Origin of the sequence: Rhodococcus sp. BP22 (genome assembly GCF_014281965.1) — a bacterium.
Taxonomy (GTDB): Bacteria; Actinomycetota; Actinomycetes; order Mycobacteriales; family Mycobacteriaceae; genus Rhodococcoides.
In genome coordinates, this window is sequence record NZ_JACFTB010000004.1 from 422,438 (window position 1) to 439,632 (window position 17,195).

Annotated in this window: 15 protein-coding genes; 9 read left to right on the plus strand and 6 right to left on the minus strand. The window is 61.0% G+C overall.

Annotated elements, in window-relative coordinates; genetic code table 11:
- The first annotated feature begins 116 nt into the window (after window positions 1-116).
- The gene (gene polA / locus H2510_RS11595) at window positions 117-2,849 is read left to right on the plus strand and encodes a DNA polymerase I (protein WP_397517354.1); all 2,733 of its coding nucleotides are present in this window, start codon (window positions 117-119) and stop codon (window positions 2,847-2,849) included.
- Window positions 2,850-2,923: 74 nt separating this feature from the next.
- Here the strand turns inward: polA and trxA are convergent, their stop codons facing one another.
- From trxA to H2510_RS11610, 3 genes are all read right to left on the minus strand, one after another.
- Window positions 2,924-3,301: a thioredoxin gene (gene trxA, locus H2510_RS11600; RefSeq protein ID WP_084346531.1), complete on the minus strand. Its 378-nt coding sequence runs from the start codon at window positions 3,299-3,301 to the stop codon at window positions 2,924-2,926.
- A gap of 92 nt (window positions 3,302-3,393) precedes the next feature.
- Complete coding sequence (locus H2510_RS11605) at window positions 3,394-4,392, minus strand: helix-turn-helix domain-containing protein (protein WP_186628436.1); 999 nt, start codon at window positions 4,390-4,392, stop codon at window positions 3,394-3,396.
- Window positions 4,393-4,578: 186 nt separating this feature from the next.
- Window positions 4,579-5,103: a 2'-5' RNA ligase family protein gene (locus tag H2510_RS11610; protein ID WP_186628437.1), complete on the minus strand. Its 525-nt coding sequence runs from the start codon at window positions 5,101-5,103 to the stop codon at window positions 4,579-4,581.
- Between the two features lie 20 nt (window positions 5,104-5,123).
- Here H2510_RS11610 and H2510_RS11615 point away from each other — a divergent pair, with 20 nt between their 5' ends.
- From H2510_RS11615 to H2510_RS11630, 4 genes are all read left to right on the plus strand, one after another.
- Window positions 5,124-6,212, plus strand: a complete 1,089-nt coding sequence (locus tag H2510_RS11615) for an isocitrate/isopropylmalate dehydrogenase family protein (protein WP_186628438.1) — start codon at window positions 5,124-5,126, stop codon at window positions 6,210-6,212.
- A gap of 164 nt (window positions 6,213-6,376) precedes the next feature.
- Entirely contained in the window at window positions 6,377-7,291 is a 915-nt protein-coding gene (locus H2510_RS11620; protein WP_261392863.1) for an ABC transporter substrate-binding protein, read from the plus strand.
- A gap of 40 nt (window positions 7,292-7,331) precedes the next feature.
- Entirely contained in the window at window positions 7,332-8,300 is a 969-nt protein-coding gene (locus H2510_RS11625; protein WP_315901336.1) for an amino acid ABC transporter permease, read from the plus strand.
- A gap of 5 nt (window positions 8,301-8,305) precedes the next feature.
- Complete coding sequence (locus H2510_RS11630) at window positions 8,306-9,058, plus strand: amino acid ABC transporter ATP-binding protein (RefSeq protein ID WP_186628519.1); 753 nt, start codon at window positions 8,306-8,308, stop codon at window positions 9,056-9,058.
- Here H2510_RS11630 and H2510_RS11635 read toward each other — a convergent pair.
- Window positions 9,055-9,912: a class I SAM-dependent methyltransferase gene (locus H2510_RS11635; protein WP_186628440.1), complete on the minus strand. Its 858-nt coding sequence runs from the start codon at window positions 9,910-9,912 to the stop codon at window positions 9,055-9,057. The two genes, H2510_RS11630 and H2510_RS11635, sit on opposite strands and share 4 nt — an antisense overlap.
- A gap of 281 nt (window positions 9,913-10,193) precedes the next feature.
- On the opposite strand from H2510_RS11635, the gene rpsA reads away from it, so the two are divergent.
- Entirely contained in the window at window positions 10,194-11,672 is a 1,479-nt protein-coding gene (rpsA, locus tag H2510_RS11640; protein ID WP_084346524.1) for a 30S ribosomal protein S1, read from the plus strand.
- A gap of 195 nt (window positions 11,673-11,867) precedes the next feature.
- Here rpsA and H2510_RS11645 read toward each other — a convergent pair whose 3' ends face one another.
- A complete protein-coding gene (locus H2510_RS11645; protein WP_186628441.1) occupies window positions 11,868-12,077 on the minus strand; it encodes a hypothetical protein in 210 nt (69 codons plus the stop codon).
- Window positions 12,078-12,208: 131 nt separating this feature from the next.
- On the opposite strand from H2510_RS11645, the gene coaE reads away from it, so the two are divergent.
- Complete coding sequence (coaE, locus tag H2510_RS11650) at window positions 12,209-13,426, plus strand: dephospho-CoA kinase (protein WP_186628520.1); 1,218 nt, start codon at window positions 12,209-12,211, stop codon at window positions 13,424-13,426.
- Here the strand turns inward: coaE and H2510_RS11655 are convergent.
- Window positions 13,423-13,935: a DUF402 domain-containing protein gene (locus H2510_RS11655; RefSeq protein ID WP_186628521.1), complete on the minus strand. Its 513-nt coding sequence runs from the start codon at window positions 13,933-13,935 to the stop codon at window positions 13,423-13,425. The two genes, coaE and H2510_RS11655, sit on opposite strands and share 4 nt — an antisense overlap.
- Window positions 13,936-14,062: 127 nt before the next feature.
- Between H2510_RS11655 and uvrB the strand changes: the two genes are divergently transcribed.
- Together uvrB and H2510_RS11665 are read left to right on the plus strand one after the other, a co-directional pair.
- Complete coding sequence (uvrB, locus tag H2510_RS11660) at window positions 14,063-16,225, plus strand: excinuclease ABC subunit UvrB (protein ID WP_084346522.1); 2,163 nt, start codon at window positions 14,063-14,065, stop codon at window positions 16,223-16,225.
- 94 nt (window positions 16,226-16,319) lie between these two features.
- Window positions 16,320-17,183, plus strand: coding sequence for an SCO6745 family protein (locus H2510_RS11665; protein ID WP_186628442.1), 864 nt, complete (start codon window positions 16,320-16,322; stop codon window positions 17,181-17,183).
- Window positions 17,184-17,195 lie beyond the last annotated feature (12 nt).

Sequence of the window (17,195 nt, forward strand, 5' to 3'; positions counted from 1 at the left end):
AATTTCCGGAAAGTATCGTTTGTGTTTCGAACTACCCGGTCGGTGGTTCGGGCCGGGAGTCGCATCCACTGACGCGGTGTCGGAGCTTCTACTTAGACTGGTCAACCGTGAGCCCCATAACCGAGCACAGCGCAGCATCGAAACCCTCGACCGGCAGTTCCGCCGACGGTGAGCAGCCGACGCTGTTGCTGATCGACGGTCATTCCATCGCCTTTCGCGCGTTCTTCGCGCTGCCCGTGGACAACTTCAAGACCACCAGCGGCCAGACCACCAACGCGGTGTACGGGTTCACCTCCATGCTGATCAACCTCCTTCGAGACGAGAAGCCGACGCATATCGCGGCGGCGTTCGATGTGTCTCGGCAAACGTTCCGGGCTGAGCGGTTCCCGGCCTACAAGGCGAACCGAAGTAAGACGCCCGACGAGTTCGCCGGTCAGGTGGACATCACCAAGGACGTCCTCGGTGCCATGGGTATCCCGGTGATGGCCGAAGCCGGATTCGAAGCAGACGACATCATCGCGACATTGGTGACTCAAGCGGAAGCGCTCGGCTATCGGATCCTCGTGGTGACGGGTGACCGAGACGCGCTGCAGCTCGTCACCGACAACGTCACTGTGCTGTATCCGAAGAAGGGTGTCTCCGAGCTCACTCGGTTCACCCCGGAAGAGGTCACCACCAAGTACGGACTCACACCGGCGCAGTACCCGGATTTTGCTGCGCTGCGCGGAGACCCGAGCGACAACCTGCCCGGTATCCCCGGTGTCGGCGAGAAGACGGCCACCAAGTGGATCGTGGAGTACGGCTCGCTGGAAGAGCTCGTCAACAACGTCGACAAGGTCAAGGGCAAGGTGGGTGACGCCCTGCGGGCCAACCTGTCCGGCGTGGTGCTCAACCGCGAACTCACCGAGATGGTGCGGGACGTTCCACTTCCGTATACGCCGGATCAGTTGGAGCTGGCGCCGTGGGATCGGGAGAAGATCCATGCGCTGTTCGACGATCTCGAGTTTCGAGTGTTGCGCGATCGGTTGTTCGACACCCTGTCCTCCACGGAACCCGAAGCCGAAGAAGGCTTCGACGTGCGTGGTGGCACCGTCCCGGTGGGTGAGCTCGCACAGTGGCTCGCGGTTCACGCCTCCACGGGCGAGCGTCACGGCCTCTCGGTCGTCGGCCCGAGACGACCGTTCGACAGCGATGCGGTGTCGATCGCGATTGCCGCATCCGACGGCGAAGGTGGCTTCGTCAATACCAGCTCTTTGGATCCATCGGACGAGCAGGCACTGGCGGCATGGTTGGCCGATGCCGGTCAACCGAAAGCGCTCCACGAAGCAAAATGGGCAATCCACGCGTTGCGTGGTCGCGGTTGGACCTTGGGCGGCTTGACCAGCGACACTGCACTTGCCGCGTACCTTGTCCGCCCGGGTCAACGGACGTTCAACCTCGACGACCTGTCGCTGCGGTATCTCAAGCGCGAACTGCGCGTCGAGGATCCCGCCGAAGGCCAGCTTTCACTGCTCGATACCGAGGACGTCGCGGAAGCGGCTGTCGCAGAGGGCGAGATACTGCGGGCGCAAGCAATTCTGGATCTTGCTGCCGCACTGGACGACGAGTTGGCGGCGATCGAATCGAGTTCATTGCTCTCGGAGATGGAATTACCGCTTCTGTCCTTGCTCGCGGACCTCGAGGCGACCGGCATCGCTGTCGACGAGACGCATCTCGGTGAGCTGCAGAGCCAGTTCGCCGACAAGGTGAGCGAAGCCGCCAATGCTGCCTACGAAGTCATCGGCAAGCAGATCAATCTCGGCTCCCCGAAACAGCTGCAAGTTGTGCTGTTCGACGAGCTCGAAATGCCGAAGACCAAAAAGACCAAGACCGGTTACACCACCGATGCCGATGCGCTGCAAGGGTTGTTCGAGAAAACCCAGCATCCGTTCTTGAAGTTCCTGCTCGATCACCGTGATGCGACACGCATGAAGGTCACCGTGGACGGGTTACTCAAGTCGATCGCCGACGACGGACGAATCCACACCACGTTCAATCAGACCGTGGCAGCCACCGGCCGGTTGTCCTCAACCGATCCGAACCTGCAGAACATTCCAGTTCGAAACGAGGCCGGACGCCACATCAGAGACGGGTTCGTCGTGGGCGAGGGGTTCAGCACTCTCCTGACCGCTGACTACAGTCAGATCGAGATGCGAATCATGGCCCACGTGTCCGGCGACGCCGGCCTCATCGAGGCGTTCAACACCGGTGAAGACCTGCACAGTTTCGTAGGCTCGCGCGCGTTCGGCGTGCCCATCGAGGACGTCACCCCCGAACTACGCCGACGTGTGAAGGCCATGTCCTACGGACTTGCCTACGGACTCAGTGCTTTCGGCTTGGCCGCGCAGTTGAAGATTTCGACAGAAGAGGCCAAAGCGCAGATGGAGGCCTACTTCTCGAGATTCGGTGGGGTTCGGGACTACCTGCGAAACGCCGTCGAAGAGGCACGAAAGGTCGGATACACCTCGACTCTCTACGGCCGCAGGCGCTACCTACCCGACCTCAACAGTGACAACCGTCAACGTCGTGAGGTTGCCGAGCGCGCTGCGCTGAACGCGCCGATTCAGGGAACAGCAGCGGACATCATCAAGGTGGCGATGATCGACGTTCACAACTCTTTGGCGGAATCGGGGCTCCGATCACGAATGTTGTTGCAGGTGCACGACGAATTGGTCCTCGAAGTCGTCGAATCCGAGCGCGAGCAGATCGAGCACTTGGTTCGAGACAAAATGTCCTCGGCCATCGAGCTTTCCGTTCCGCTCGAGGTGTCCGTCGGCACCGGAACGAGCTGGGACCAGGCCGCACACTAGACAGTCGCCTGTATGCAGAGAACAAGAAAGCCGGTCGCATATGCGACCGGCTTTCTTGTTCGTTCAGGCCTGAATTATTCGGCTGGAGCGTCGGCTTTCTGCTCTTCGATCTGTGCCTTCACCACGTCCATGTCGAGTGCCTTGATCTGTACTACCAGATCTTCCAGTGCTGCCGCAGGCAGTGCACCCGGCTGCGCGAACACGAGAATTCCCTCGCGGAACGCCATGATCGTGGGAATCGACTTGATGTTGGCAGCGGCGGCGAGTCCCTGCTCTGCTTCCGTATCCACCTTGGCATGCACCACGTCTGGATGCTCCTCGGAGGACTTCTCGAATGTCGGTGCGAACTGGCGACACGGGCCGCACCAGGACGCCCAGAAGTCGACGAGGACCACGTCGTTGCCTCCGACGATGTCGTCGAAGTTCTGCTGAGTCAATGTCTGTGTAGCCACGCCTGCCCTCTCATCGGTTTTTTCGTTCTCTAAAGTCCCTCAACGCAACACTGTGCCGAAAGCTTCCCGACCCCGCAGGCTGCGCCCAAAAGTCAAGCCGGTTGCGGTGACGCGCGGAACGTTCGACGATAAGAATTGGGTGTCGTGCACCGCACACGCACGAAATGCTGACGCATCACCGCTGCGTTGCCGAACCCGACACGTTCGGAGATGACATCCATCGACAGATCCGAATCTTCGAGCAGGTGCTGAGCCGCCAGAACACGTTGGTCGTTGAGCCACCGGGCGGGAGTAGTCCCGGTCTCGGCTTGAAACCGGCGCGCGAAAGTCCGGGCGGACATGTTGACCCGCGCAGACAGTTTCTGCACCGATAGGTCGTCGCCGAGGTTCTCCGTCATCCAGTCCAGCAGCGGAGCAAGCGTGTCGATCTCGGTAGTGGGCAGCGGAGTGGTGACGAACTGGGCCTGCCCACCGTCGCGGTGCGGTGGCACGACCATGCGTCGAGCTATCCCGTTGGCAACCTTGCTGCCCTGCTCTTTGCGAACGATGTGCAGGCACAAGTCGATTCCGGCTGCAGTGCCTGCGCTGGTGAAAACATTGCCGTCGCCCACATAGAGAACGTCCCGGTCGACCTCGGCAAGCGGATACTCGGCGGCAAGCCTGGCCGAGGTGCGCCAATGCGTCGTACATCTTCGTCCGTCGAGAAGCCCAGCCTTGCCGAGCACGAATGCGCCGTTGCAGAGGCTGGCGACGCTGGCACCGCGTGCAACCGCGGCACGCAACTTGACGAGCAGCGGCTCGATCGAGGCGTCGTACTCGCTGGTGCACAGGTAGCTGCCGTCCTCCGACGGGTAGGTGCCCCCAGCCGGAACGACGATCAGATCGGCCTCGTCGAGCTGTGACAGGTCGTGGGGAACATCGATGGTGAAGCCGAAACGGGTCCGGATGGGTTCGGCTACACCGGCAATGATCGAGAAGTCGTAAGTAGGTAGACCCTCGTCGGATCTGTCGAAGCCGAAGACCTCGCATGCCACTCCGAGTTCGAACTGCTCGGTCAGCGGCAGGAGTGGTACGACTACTCGTTTCAGCACGAAACCAAGTATGGCAGAAAACCGAGGTAACGTGTCATAACCGCCACTGTTGTACGAGATCGCGTGGCAGCAGGCTTGCCGCATGACCATTGCACTGCTCATCCTGGCTGTTCTGGCGGTGATCCACGGGGCGATATCCTTCGGATACTCTCCCGACACACACCGGGAGGAGAGCCAATTCGGTGACTACCGGTTCTGACGGACGATCCACTCGCGCTTCTCTTCGCCGTCCCATCGTCTCAACGCCGACGTGGTCCCGACGAGATCGGGCTGCGCAGAATCGAGACGGAGCAGAGCCTCGGCCAGTTCGATGCGAGTCATACGTCGTGCGAGCGTGACGTGCGGAGTCCATTTTCCTGGTGCGGTATGCGAACGAGAACCGTCCGCATCGCCTACCACCTCTGATGCGCGCGCGTGAAGATCGATGAGTCTCCGCGAGGGCACGACCAGTCGAGCCAACGTCGCGTGTCTGCCACGGAAGACCACGAATGCACCAAGTCTGACGGGCATGTCGACCAGAAGGTATTCGTCGTGCACCCGGGTGTCGAACTCGTTCATCTCGTCGGCAACCGACAACGTGATGTGTGGACGATTCGAGATGCCCTTGTGCCTGCCTTGGCTGGGTAGGTCTGCGTCGAGCAGCAGTTGCCATTCCCGCCTGACAGCAGCGTCGAGCGTGTCGTCGAGGAGCAATTCCAATGACTGGACCATAGTGAGTCATGATGTCTCACATGGCGCACGAAGAGGCTCGGACACTGCGAATCGGGTCGATGCTCGGCGACGGGATCGGCCACGAGATCGTGCCTGCCGCGATGCGCGTCGTCGACGCCGCAGTGGGCGCGGAGACGTCGCTGCGGGTCGAGTGGGTCGAACTACCTCTCGGACGTGAGGCGATCGACTCGCACGGAACACCGATACCGGACTCGACACTCGAAGAGTTGGCGTCACTGGACTCGTGGATTCTCGGGCCGCACGACAGTGCGTCCTACCCGGAGCCCTTTCGTTCGCGGCTCACGCCCGGTGGTGTGGTGCGCAAAAAGTTCGATCTGTTCGCCAATATCCGTCCTGCGCGTGCGTACCCGGACGTTCGGGCGCTGTCACCGGAGATGGACCTCGTCGTTGTCCGCGAAAACACCGAAGGCTTCTACGCCGACCGAAACATGTTCCTCGGTAGCGGGGAGTTCATGCCGACACCCGACGTTGCACTCGCCGTCGGAGTCTTCACCCGTACCGCCTGCGAACGGATTGCGCGCGAGGCTTTCGCGTTGGCGCGCACGCGCCGCAAGCACGTCACCATCGTGCACAAGACGAATGTTCTGTCGATGACGACGGGTCTGTTTCGCGATGCCTGCCGAACCGTCGCCGAGGACTTTCCGGATGTCACCGTAGACGAGGAACACATCGACGCCCTGGCCGCTCACCTCGTCAGGCGGGGTGGCGATTTCGACGTGATCGTCGCCGAGAACATGTTCGGTGACATTCTTTCCGATCTTGCCGGAGAGCTGTCCGGGTCCCTGGGAATGGCGCCGTCACTCAATTCCTCGGAGTCCAAAGCAATGGCCCAAGCCGCCCACGGCTCGGCTCCGGACATCGCAGGCAAAAACGTTGCGAATCCGACCGCGTTGTTTCTCTCGTCCGCGATGCTGCTCGATTGGCTCGGCGATCACAGCGGCGACAATCGGCTTCGTCATGCCGCCAAGCGCATCCGACATGCGGTAGAGGGCACCCTCGGCTCCGGCGTAGCTACGGCAGATCTCGGCGGCAGGGCATCGACGAGCGAGTTCACCGAGACTGTAGTCGCCAGAACCTTGCGTGTCTGAGCGACGCACAAGAGAATATGGCCGACGGAAACGACGCCGTACGCTCGAACCCCGCGTTACTGTTCGATTACCTGCGCTACACAGGTGACAGCTGTCGTCTAAGTTCGTATCTCTGGCAACATCGCACGCCGCGATGTCCTGTTTCGATTTCTGGAGGCATTCTCTTGTTTGCACGCTCGTATTCGAGGCCCGCGCGAATCATTCTGGCGCTCAGCGGCGCCGGGGCTCTTCTGCTGACGGCATGCGCTCAGAACACCGAGGACGGAGGCGCTCCGGCCGCCGACGAGAAGACAGCGGTGGAGATCAGCGAGGTGGCCGAAGTTGCCGCAACGCTCCCGCAGAAGAACCAGGACTCCGGCACGTTGGTCGTCGGCGTCAACGTTCCTTACTCGCCCAACGAGTTCAAGGACGCCTCCGGCAAAATCATCGGATTCGATGTCGACCTGATGGATGCCGTCGCAGGTGTTCTGGGAGTAACCGCCCAGTACGAGGAGGCCGACTTCGATCGGATCATTCCGTCGGTGCAGGCCGGAACCTACGACTTGGGTATGTCGTCGTTCACCGACACGAAGGAACGTGAAAACTCGGTCGACTTCACGACGTACTTCAACGCCGGCACTCAGTGGGCGCAGCAAGCGGGTGGCAAGGTCGACCCCACCGACGCATGCGGTCTCAAGGTGGCAGTCCAGACGACGACGATTCAAGACCAAGAAGAAGTTCCCGGCAAGAGCGCAGCGTGCGTCGCAGCGGGGAAGCCCGCCATCGACATTCTGAAGTTCGACAGCCAGGACGACGCGGCCAATGCTCTCGTTCTCGGACGGGTCGACGCCATGTCCGCGGACTCGCCGGTGACTGCCTACGCAATCAAGCAGACCGGTGACAAGCTCGAAGCTGCGGGTGAGGTCTTCGACTCCGCTCCGTACGGCTACCCGGTTGCCAAGGGATCGCCGCTGGCCGCGTCGTTGCAGCAGGCTGTGCAATACCTGATCGACAACGGTCAGTACCAGACCATTGCCGAGAACTGGGGCGTCGAAGCCGGCGTGATCAAGGAAGCAAAGATCAACGGCGCAGTCAGCTGATGTCGATATCGATCCAGATTCGTGGGGGAGGGGGCGCCGAGTGTCCACCTCTGCGGTGAATCCCTCCGAACACAGCGAGGGAGCCGATCAGGTACCCATCAAGGCCATTCCGTTGCGGCATCCGGGTAGGTGGGTAGCTGCACTGGTCGTGATTGTCTTGTTTGCACTGTTCGCTTACGGAGCAGCGACAAATCCAGCTTTTGCTTGGGACACGTACGGCCGCTACCTGTTCGACTCGAGGATCGGCACAGGTGTCGGTTTGACGGTGCAACTCACCGTGTACTCGATGATCATCGCTGTCGTGCTGGGCGTCGTGGTGGCCGTGATGCGGTTGTCGCCGAACCCGGTTCTTCGAAGCGCCGCGTGGGTCTATCTGTGGGTCTTTCGTGGAACTCCGATCTACGTCCAGCTCGTGTTCTGGGGCCTCCTTCCATCGATCTACAAGGAGGTGGCGCTGGGAATACCGTTCAGCGTGCAGTTCGCCACGTTCAACCTGCAGACGCTGAGTAACGCATTTGTGTTCGCAGTCATCGGCTTGGCCTTGAACGAGGCCGCCTACATGGCCGAGATCGTCCGCGCGGGTGTCAACTCCGTTGGTGAAGGACAGGTTGAGGCATCGACGGCGCTCGGGATGTCCTGGTCGCAGACGATGCGCCGAACTGTGCTGCCGCAGGCGATGCGTGTGATCATTCCGCCGACCGGCAACGAATTGATCAGCTTGCTCAAGACCACCTCGCTCGTCGTAGCCGTCCCGTTCAGCGGTGACCTCTACGGCCGCGCACGGGATATCTCTGGCGCGAACTTCGAGCCGGTTCCGTTACTCCTGGTGGCATCGACCTGGTATCTCGTCATCACGAGTGTGCTGATGGTTGGTCAGTATTTTCTCGAGCGTCACTATTCGAAGGGCGTGTCGCGAACCTTGACGAATCGTCAACTGCAGGCTCTCGCCGATGCCCAGGGCGGCAAGCCACTGATGGCGCCGCGTTCCTCCGAGGGTGGTGCGATGTGAGTCCCATGGTCAAGGCCGACCAGGTGTGCAAGAGCTTCGGTGCGCTACGGGTTCTCAACGGGATCTCGCTCGAAATCGACAAGGGCCAGGTCCTGTGCATGGTGGGGCCTTCGGGTTCAGGAAAGTCGACATTTCTGCGGTGCATCAATCACCTCGAGCAGGTCAATGCAGGGCGTCTCTACGTGGACGACGAACTGGTCGGGTACGAGGAGAAGAACGGCAAGCTCTACGAACTCCATCCGAAGAAGGCTGCCAAACAGCGCAGCGACATCGGAATGGTCTTCCAGCATTTCAATTTGTTTCCGCACCGAACTGCGCTCGAAAACATCATCGAAGCTCCGACTCAGGTCAAAAAGATCAAGAAGAAGGACGCGACCGCACGAGCTATGGAGCTCTTGGACCGGGTCGGACTCAGTGAGAAGTCGGGCGCGTATCCGGCTCAGCTCTCCGGTGGCCAACAGCAGCGCGTTGCCATTGCGCGGGCCCTCGCCATGGATCCGAAGCTGATGCTGTTCGACGAGCCGACCTCAGCGCTCGATCCCGAACTGGTCGGCGAGGTCCTCGGTGTCATGAAGCAACTCGCCAAGGACGGTATGACGATGATCGTCGTCACCCACGAGATGGGTTTCGCACGGGAAGTCGCAGACCAGCTCGTCTTCATGGACGCCGGAGTGGTCGTGGAAACCGGGGAACCGCGGGCGCTGCTCGCGAACCCGCAACACGATCGCACCAAGCTGTTTCTGTCCAAGCTGCTCTAGTCGGGCTTCCTGCAGCTGAAGATAGCGGTGCCCGGAAAAAGTTGCCCACGGAGCGGACTCCACTGTCCCCACTCCTGATCGAGCCATTCGGGCCAGTCGGGTTCGATGATGTCGCGCACCTCGAGGCCTGCTGCAACGATCTCGCGGACCCGATCGCCGATCGTGCGGTGGTGCTCGACGTACGTCGGTGTGCCCTCGCTGTCGAATTCGACATACGGCGTTCGGTCGAAGTACGGAATGGATGCGGTCAACCCGGCTTCCCCCGGGTCATCCGGAAAGATCCATCGCATCGGGTGGTTGACGGCGAACACCCAGATTCCACCCGGTGCGAGGATTCTCGCGACCTCGGCCATCACGTTCGCCGAGTCGGCGACGAACGGTACCGCCCCGAATGCAGAGCAGGCGATGTCGAAACTTTCGTCCGCGAAGGGTAAGGACTCTGCGCTCGCCTGAATCAACGGCACAGTTGTGCCCCCGGCGGCCATCGCGTCGAGTCCCCGAGTAAGCATTCCCGCGGAGATGTCGAGGCCGACGGCATGCGCGCCGTGAGCGGCCAGCCATCGGGCGCACGGCGCTGATCCGCAGCCCACCTCGAGGATGCGCTTGCCTGATATCTCACCGAGGAGGTGGGCGTCACCCTCGTGTAGTCCCTCCGGGCACCAGACGAATTCGCCCTGCTCGGATCCGACACCGAGAAACTCGCCGTGTGTGCGGTGATACTCGTCCGCATCCGAATCCCACCACGAGCGGCTTGCTCGATCACTGGCCTGGGAGCTGAGCCTTCCGCGACCAGGGTGAATCGGTAACTGTGGTTCCGCCGGTGGGGTGTTTGGAGGGAGCAAACTATCGGTCATCGACGACACGTTAGTCGGGTTTGCCGCAGTGTGATCATCTCGCGTACCCTGTTGGACGCGAGTGTGTACATGCTGCGGGCCAGCGCTGTTCGAGTGTCCGATTCTCGGACTCGAGAACAATGCCGGGTGCAGCGGTTCTGCAGAACCTCTCCGGGAACATTCTTGTCCGCCGTTTGTTCCACTGACTGGATCTACAGTTCAGCACTTGTTCCAACACTCGTTTCACAGTCCGACCGAACATCCATCAACCGATACCCAACCCGTCCGGAGCAACTCAACACATGCCCTCAACTACTACCTCACCGCAGGTGGCCGTAAACGATATCGGCTCCGCAGAGGATTTTCTCGCGGCGATCGACGCCACGATCAAGTACTTCAACGATGGTGACATTGTCGAAGGCACCATCGTCAAGGTCGATCGTGACGAGGTCCTGCTCGACATCGGTTACAAAACCGAAGGTGTCATTCCTTCCCGCGAGCTCTCCATCAAGCACGACGTCGACCCCAACGAGGTCGTCTCCGTGGGAGATGCGATCGAAGCACTCGTTCTCACCAAGGAGGACAAGGAAGGCCGTTTGATCCTGTCCAAGAAGCGAGCTCAGTACGAGCGCGCTTGGGGCACGATCGAAGAGCTCAAGGAGAAGGACGAGGCCGTCAAGGGCACCGTCATCGAGGTCGTCAAGGGTGGACTCATCCTCGACATCGGTCTCCGTGGCTTCCTTCCCGCCTCGCTCGTCGAGATGCGCCGAGTCCGCGACCTCCAGCCGTACGTCGGCAAGGAGATCGAGGCCAAGATCATCGAGCTCGACAAGAACCGCAACAACGTGGTCCTGTCGCGCCGCGCATGGCTCGAGCAGACTCAGTCCGAGGTTCGCAGCGAGTTCCTGCACCAGCTCCAGAAGGGGCAGGTCCGCAAGGGCGTCGTCTCCTCGATCGTCAACTTCGGTGCATTCGTGGACCTGGGCGGCGTCGACGGACTCGTGCACGTGTCCGAGCTTTCCTGGAAGCACATCGATCACCCGTCCGAGGTTGTCGAGGTCGGCACCGAGGTCACCGTCGAGGTTCTCGACGTCGACCTGGACCGCGAGCGCGTTTCTCTCTCGCTCAAGGCGACTCAGGAAGATCCGTGGCGCCAGTTCGCTCGCACACACGCGATCGGTCAGATCGTTCCCGGTAAGGTCACCAAGCTCGTTCCGTTCGGTGCGTTCGTTCGCGTCGAAGAGGGCATCGAGGGCCTCGTGCACATCTCCGAGTTGGCCGAGCGCCACGTGGAGGTTCCGGACCAGGTCGTGGGTGTCGGCGACGACGCACTCGTCAAGGTCATCGACATCGATCTCGAGCGTCGTCGTATCTCGTTGAGCCTCAAGCAGGCCAACGAGGACTACGCAGAAGAGTTCGATCCGTCCAAGTACGGTATGGCCGACTCGTACGACGAGGGTGGCAACTACATCTTCCCCGAAGGCTTCGACTCCGAGACCAACGAATGGCTCGAAGGTTACGAGAAGCAGCGTGAAGAGTGGGAAGGCCGCTACGCCGAGGCTGAGCGTCGTCACAAGATGCACACCGCTCAGATGGAGAAGACAGCCAAGGACGAAGCTGCCGAGGCTGCCAACACCAACTACTCCTCGGAGTCGGGCCAGGCCCCTGCCGAAGCAGAAGGCGATGCTCCCGCAGCATCGGCTCCGGCTTCGACCGGTGGATCGCTTGCCAGCGACGCACAGCTTGCTGCGCTGCGCGAGAAGCTGTCGGGCAACGCCTGATAGAAGTAGTCCACCCGTAAGGGTGTGAGAGTGATGCCCCGGTTCTGTACTTCAGAGCCGGGGCATTTCTTCGTCGATGGTGCGGGTTGATGTACAGATGCCCTGGTGAGTTACATCAGGCCCCGGTATGTGAACGCAAAAATAGACCCGATCCATGCGGATTCGGGCCCATTTTCAAATTCGATGGGGTTTGGCTCAGCCTGCGACGGCGGGACTCCACTGACCGACGGTGGACGTCCGTTTGCGCATGGTGGCGAAGCTGTGTCGAGCCGGGCTCAGCAACGTGGTGAACCAGTTTCGCCGATGGTCGGCCAACGCCAGGGCAATCTCGGGGATAAGCACGCAGTGAACACCTAATTCCATGCCGAGACGGTGCCGACCCTGGTGGATCTGATTGCTTCGCATCGAAGGGTCCTTTTCGCTAGCAGTGGGTCGGCAGATATTTATCTCGCACGTCGAAGATAACGGACATGCCGGTAAAGCTGGTGCATTTGGGGCTGGTGTGCTTCGGCGTGTTCGATGACAGACTGGACACCATGTTGAGACTCGGCCTCACCGGAGGCATCGGAGCAGGGAAGTCCACAGTGTCGAAGATTCTCGCCGGACTCGGTGGTGTTTTGGTGGACGCCGACGTGATCGCGAGAGAAGTAGTCGAGCCAGGGACTGATGGCTTGGCGCAACTCGTCGACACATTCGGAGAGGACATTCTCGGGCCGGACGGCGCACTCGACCGTGCTGCACTCGCGGCCAAGGCATTTCGCGACGAAGAATCGCGTGGGAAACTGAATGCGATCGTCCACCCTCTGGTGGGGCAGCGAACCTCGGAACTCGTCGAGGGCGCACCCGAAGACGCAGTGATCATTCAAGACATTCCGCTGTTGGTCGAAGGCAAGATGGGTGCACTGTTCCATCTCGTGGCCGTGGTCTACGTGGACTCGGAAGAGCGCGTGAAACGTTTGGTCGGGCAGCGGAAGATGATCGAGCAGGACGTCCGTGCACGGATCGCGGCCCAGGCGACCGATGACGCGCGACGTGCCGCGGCCGACGTCTGGATAGACAACAGTGGTGCGCCCGGTGACATCGAAGATGTGGCGCGCAGCCTGTGGTTCGACCGGCTCGTACCGTTCGAACGCAACATCCGCGAGGGCACCGTTGTCACTGCCCGACCCACCCTTGTGGAGTCGGATCCAACATGGGCGGACCAGGCAGGTAGGTTGGCGGCCCGTATTGCGGTCGCCTGCGGAAGTTCAGCCGTTCGAATCGATCACATCGGATCGAGTGCTGTTGCCGATATGGAAGCGGTCGACACCATCGACATCCAGATCACGGTCACCGGCCTGGGCGTCGCCGACTCGTTGGCAGAACCATTGGGACGGATCGGCTTTCCTCGCGTCCAGCACATCGAATCGGACGATCCCAAGCCCGCGTACGGCATCGGGGGAGAAGCAGATCCTGCGGTGTGGGGCATGCGATTTCATGGAGCTGCCGATCCGGGCCGAACGGCCAACATCTACGTCAGGGTCGACGGCTGGCCGGCTCAGCAGTTCGCGCTCGTATTTCGTGATTGGCTCCGCGCTGATCCTGCTGCCGCTGCCGAATACCTCGATATCAAGAGAAGAGCAGCCGCGGTGGCCGAGGGGATTGCCGACGATCAGGAAGCTGTCACCGCGTACACGGATGCGAAGGCGCCATGGTTCGATCGAGCCTACGTTCGTGCGTGGGAATGGGCCGAAAAGACCGGTTGGCAGGCCTAACGGGCAGCTTGCGGGCGCCACGTGGTCGGCATCCCGATCGATGCCAACCACGCGTCCAGGTCGTAGTCGAACCGAGCAAGTCCATCGATGGCGGTCACGGCACGGTGCATCGCAAGCTCGGCCGTTTCCGCGTCGAGGTGATGCTCCACGCGTGCCTGCAAGAGTTCGTCCGCATCGAGGAGGTCGAATCCGCGCCCGGTTCTCACCGTGATGTCGAGGTAATGGTCGGTCGACGTCCAGACGTGCGGCGCAGCTACGAATTCACCGATGTCGACATAGTAATTTTGATCACGTCGGTGTCCCGGTAGGTAGTGGAATATCGACGCACGTATTCCGAGGCTCGGGAGCAGCCAGGACTGCAGATAGTCGAACTGGGGATGGTCGGACGGCCTGGCCATGTACAGACCCCAGGGCTCGACCCGGTACTCGTCAACGGGGCGAACGACGCCCTTGGGGTCGGTGTTCGTCGACGCGTCGAGGTCGAAGTATTCGACTTTGGGGGCGTGCACGTGCACTCGAGTAGCCTCTGCGGCGTGTCCGTCCATGACTGACCAAGTTACCTGTTCGGTTCCGATCTGCACGGTCGAACGCAGCATCGCCTCGAACGTGTCAGTAGTCGCGTCTAACCTGTAAAGCATGGCCTTTGCATCCGAACATCCCGTGGTGGCTCACTCGGACTTCCGCCCCGTCGGAGACATCGAACGCACGGGGCCCGCATTCGAGGTCGTCAGTGAGTACGAGCCGGCCGGAGACCAGCCGGCCGCCATTGCCGAGCTCGAGCGTCGGATCAGGGCCGACGAGAAGGACATCGTGTTGCTCGGTGCCACCGGTACCGGTAAGTCTGCAACGACGGCTTGGCTCATCGAGAAGCTGCAACGCCCCACGTTGGTGATGGCCCCGAACAAAACCTTGGCCGCACAGCTCGCCAACGAGCTACGAGACATGCTTCCCAACAACTCGGTCGAGTATTTCGTGTCGTATTACGACTACTACCAACCCGAGGCGTACATCGCCCAGACGGACACCTACATCGAGAAGGATTCCTCGGTGAACGACGACGTCGAGCGGTTACGGCACTCTGCCACGGCCAGCTTGCTCTCGCGGCGCGACGTAGTGGTTGTCGCGTCGGTTTCCTGTATCTACGGTCTGGGCACACCGCAGTCCTACGTAGATCGGTCCATCGAGCTGCAGGTAGGTGTCGAGGTTCCCCGCGATGCCCTGTTGAGGCTTTTGGTGGATGTGCAGTACACCCGCAACGACATGGCCTTCACTCGTGGTTCGTTCCGGGTTCGAGGCGACACCGTCGAGATCATTCCCTCGTACGAAGAGCTGGCGATTCGGATCGAGTTCTTCGGAGACGAGATCGAGGCGCTGTATTACCTGCACCCTCTGACCGGTGACGTCGTCCGTCAGGTGGACTCCGTCCGGATCTTCCCTGCCACGCACTACGTTGCAGGCCCGGAGCGTATGGAGAAGGCAGTCAAGAACATCGAGGCGGAACTCGAGGATCGGCTCGCCGAGTTGGAGGGCAAGGGCAAGCTGCTCGAAGCCCAGCGACTGCGCATGCGCACTCAGTACGACCTCGAGATGATCAAACAGGTTGGTTTCTGCTCCGGTATCGAGAACTATTCGCGGCACATCGACGGCAGAGGCCCAGGCACAGCGCCCGCGACGCTCATCGACTACTTTCCCGAGGATTTCCTCATGGTAATCGACGAGTCCCATGTGACCGTCCCTCAGATCGGCGCGATGTACGAGGGCGATATGTCCCGCAAACGCAACCTGGTCGAATTCGGTTTCCGGCTACCGTCGGCGACGGACAACCGGCCATTGACATGGGAAGAATTCACCCAGCGGATCGGGCAAACCGTGTACCTGTCGGCGACGCCGGGCAAGTACGAACTGGGGCAGACCGGTGGAGAATTCGTCGAACAGGTCATTCGTCCCACTGGACTCATCGATCCAGCGGTGGTCGTCAAGCCGACCAAGGGGCAGATCGACGATCTCGTTCACGAGATTCGCATTCGTGCAGACAAGAACGAGCGCATCTTGGTCACCACACTGACGAAGAAGATGTCCGAGGACCTCACCGACTATTTGCTCGAGCTCGGCATCAGAGTCCGATACCTTCACTCCGACATCGACACTCTGCGAAGAGTGGAGTTGCTACGCCAACTGCGGCTCGGGGAGTACGACGTTCTGGTCGGTATCAACCTCCTACGTGAGGGGCTCGATCTGCCGGAGGTCTCACTCGTTTCGATTCTCGACGCGGACAAGGAAGGCTTCCTCCGTAGCGGCACCAGCTTGATCCAGACAATTGGCCGCGCAGCTCGTAATGTGTCCGGCGAGGTTCACATGTACGCGGACAAGATGACGGATTCGATGAAGTACGCCATCGAGGAAACCGATCGTCGGCGCGAGAAGCAGGTGGCATACAACAAGGAAAAGGGCGTCGATCCGCAACCGCTTCGAAAGAAGATCGCGGACATCCTCGATCAGGTGTACGAGGAGGCCGACGACACCGACGAATCGGTGGAAGTCGGTGGTTCCGGGCGTAATTCGAGTCGGGGTCGTCGTGCCCAAGGCGAGAAAGGACGCGCCGTCAGTTCCGGCGTATACGAGGGGCAGGACGTCAAGTCGATGCCGCGGGCCGAGCTGGCAGCCCTGGTGAAGAACCTCACCGACCAGATGATGAATGCAGCTCGCGAGTTGCAGTTCGAGCTTGCAGGCAGGCTACGGGATGAAATCCAGGACCTAAAGAAGGAACTCCGCGGGATGGACGCGGCGGGTCTGAAGTAACGCGGATTCGACCATGCCGTAGCCAACGCGCCGCGACCATGCCGTAGCCAACGCGCCGCGACGAAGGGTCCGGGCGTTCGCTACGGTTTACGGCATGGACGCATCCACTGCCGGCCGGAGTGCTCGCGCACTCGAACTTCTCCATTCGGTGGCGTACTTCGTCCCAGAGACTCAGGACGGGCTGGTGGAGGCGGGCCTGGCTGGCCGTGCCTGCTATTTCGCCGGACGTGCCGCGCCGTTGGGCGCGGTGGGGGCTGGAGTTGTGACAGCTACTTTCTACAACTTCAACCGTGAGCTGATTGCACCGTTGATTCCAGCTGCGTGGTCGATATGTGCCCCGGAAAAGATCATGCAGATCCGCTATCGCGCGTTGGACGCGGCCTTCACGAGGCTTCTGGGTGCTGACGTTATTTCTTCACACGAGATGAGCGAAGCTGCCGAACTTGCTTCGATAGCAGCTCGTGGAATTCCCGGGGACGATGGACGGCCGCTGTATTCCGCGTACGCCGAACTCGAATGGCCTACGGCACCGCACCTCGTTCTGTGGCATGCGCTGACGCTGCTTCGCGAGCACCGCGGGGATGGGCATATTGCTGCCTTGCAGACCGCAGAATTGAACGGTATCGAAGCCTTGATCACCCACACCGCAACGGGGTACGGATTCGAAAAGGAGTTCGCCCGTAAGCGTCGTGGCTGGTCTGTCGAGCAGTGGGACGAGGCCGTGGGGGCACTTGCCGATCGTGAAATCCTCGACACGGACGGTGCGTTGACCGAGCACGGGCAGGACATCCGCACACTTGTCGAGGACATCACGGACGATCTGGCGCTCGCACCGTGGGCTTCGTTGGGTGAAGACGGCGCCGCGCGTCTGGTCGAGCTCGCGTCGCCATGGCGCGACGCACTTCTCGCTCAGAACGTGTTCCCGGACGGCATTTTTGGGCCGGCCGTCGAAAAATAGCGGGTCGTTCAG

Coding starts and splice junctions, on each gene's coding strand:
- H2510_RS11665 (WP_186628442.1), top strand. CDS start 16,320: ATGGACGCATCCACTGCCGGCCGGAGTGCTCGCGCACTCGAACTTCTC.
- H2510_RS11645 (WP_186628441.1), bottom strand. CDS start 12,077: ATGCGAAGCAATCAGATCCACCAGGGTCGGCACCGTCTCGGCATGGAA.
- H2510_RS11610 (WP_186628437.1), bottom strand. CDS start 5,103: ATGGTCCAGTCATTGGAATTGCTCCTCGACGACACGCTCGACGCTGCT.
- uvrB (WP_084346522.1), top strand. CDS start 14,063: ATGGCCTTTGCATCCGAACATCCCGTGGTGGCTCACTCGGACTTCCGC.
- rpsA (WP_084346524.1), top strand. CDS start 10,194: ATGCCCTCAACTACTACCTCACCGCAGGTGGCCGTAAACGATATCGGC.
- H2510_RS11630 (WP_186628519.1), top strand. CDS start 8,306: ATGGTCAAGGCCGACCAGGTGTGCAAGAGCTTCGGTGCGCTACGGGTT.
- H2510_RS11615 (WP_186628438.1), top strand. CDS start 5,124: ATGGCGCACGAAGAGGCTCGGACACTGCGAATCGGGTCGATGCTCGGC.
- H2510_RS11635 (WP_186628440.1), bottom strand. CDS start 9,912: ATGACCGATAGTTTGCTCCCTCCAAACACCCCACCGGCGGAACCACAG.
- coaE (WP_186628520.1), top strand. CDS start 12,209: ATGTTGAGACTCGGCCTCACCGGAGGCATCGGAGCAGGGAAGTCCACA.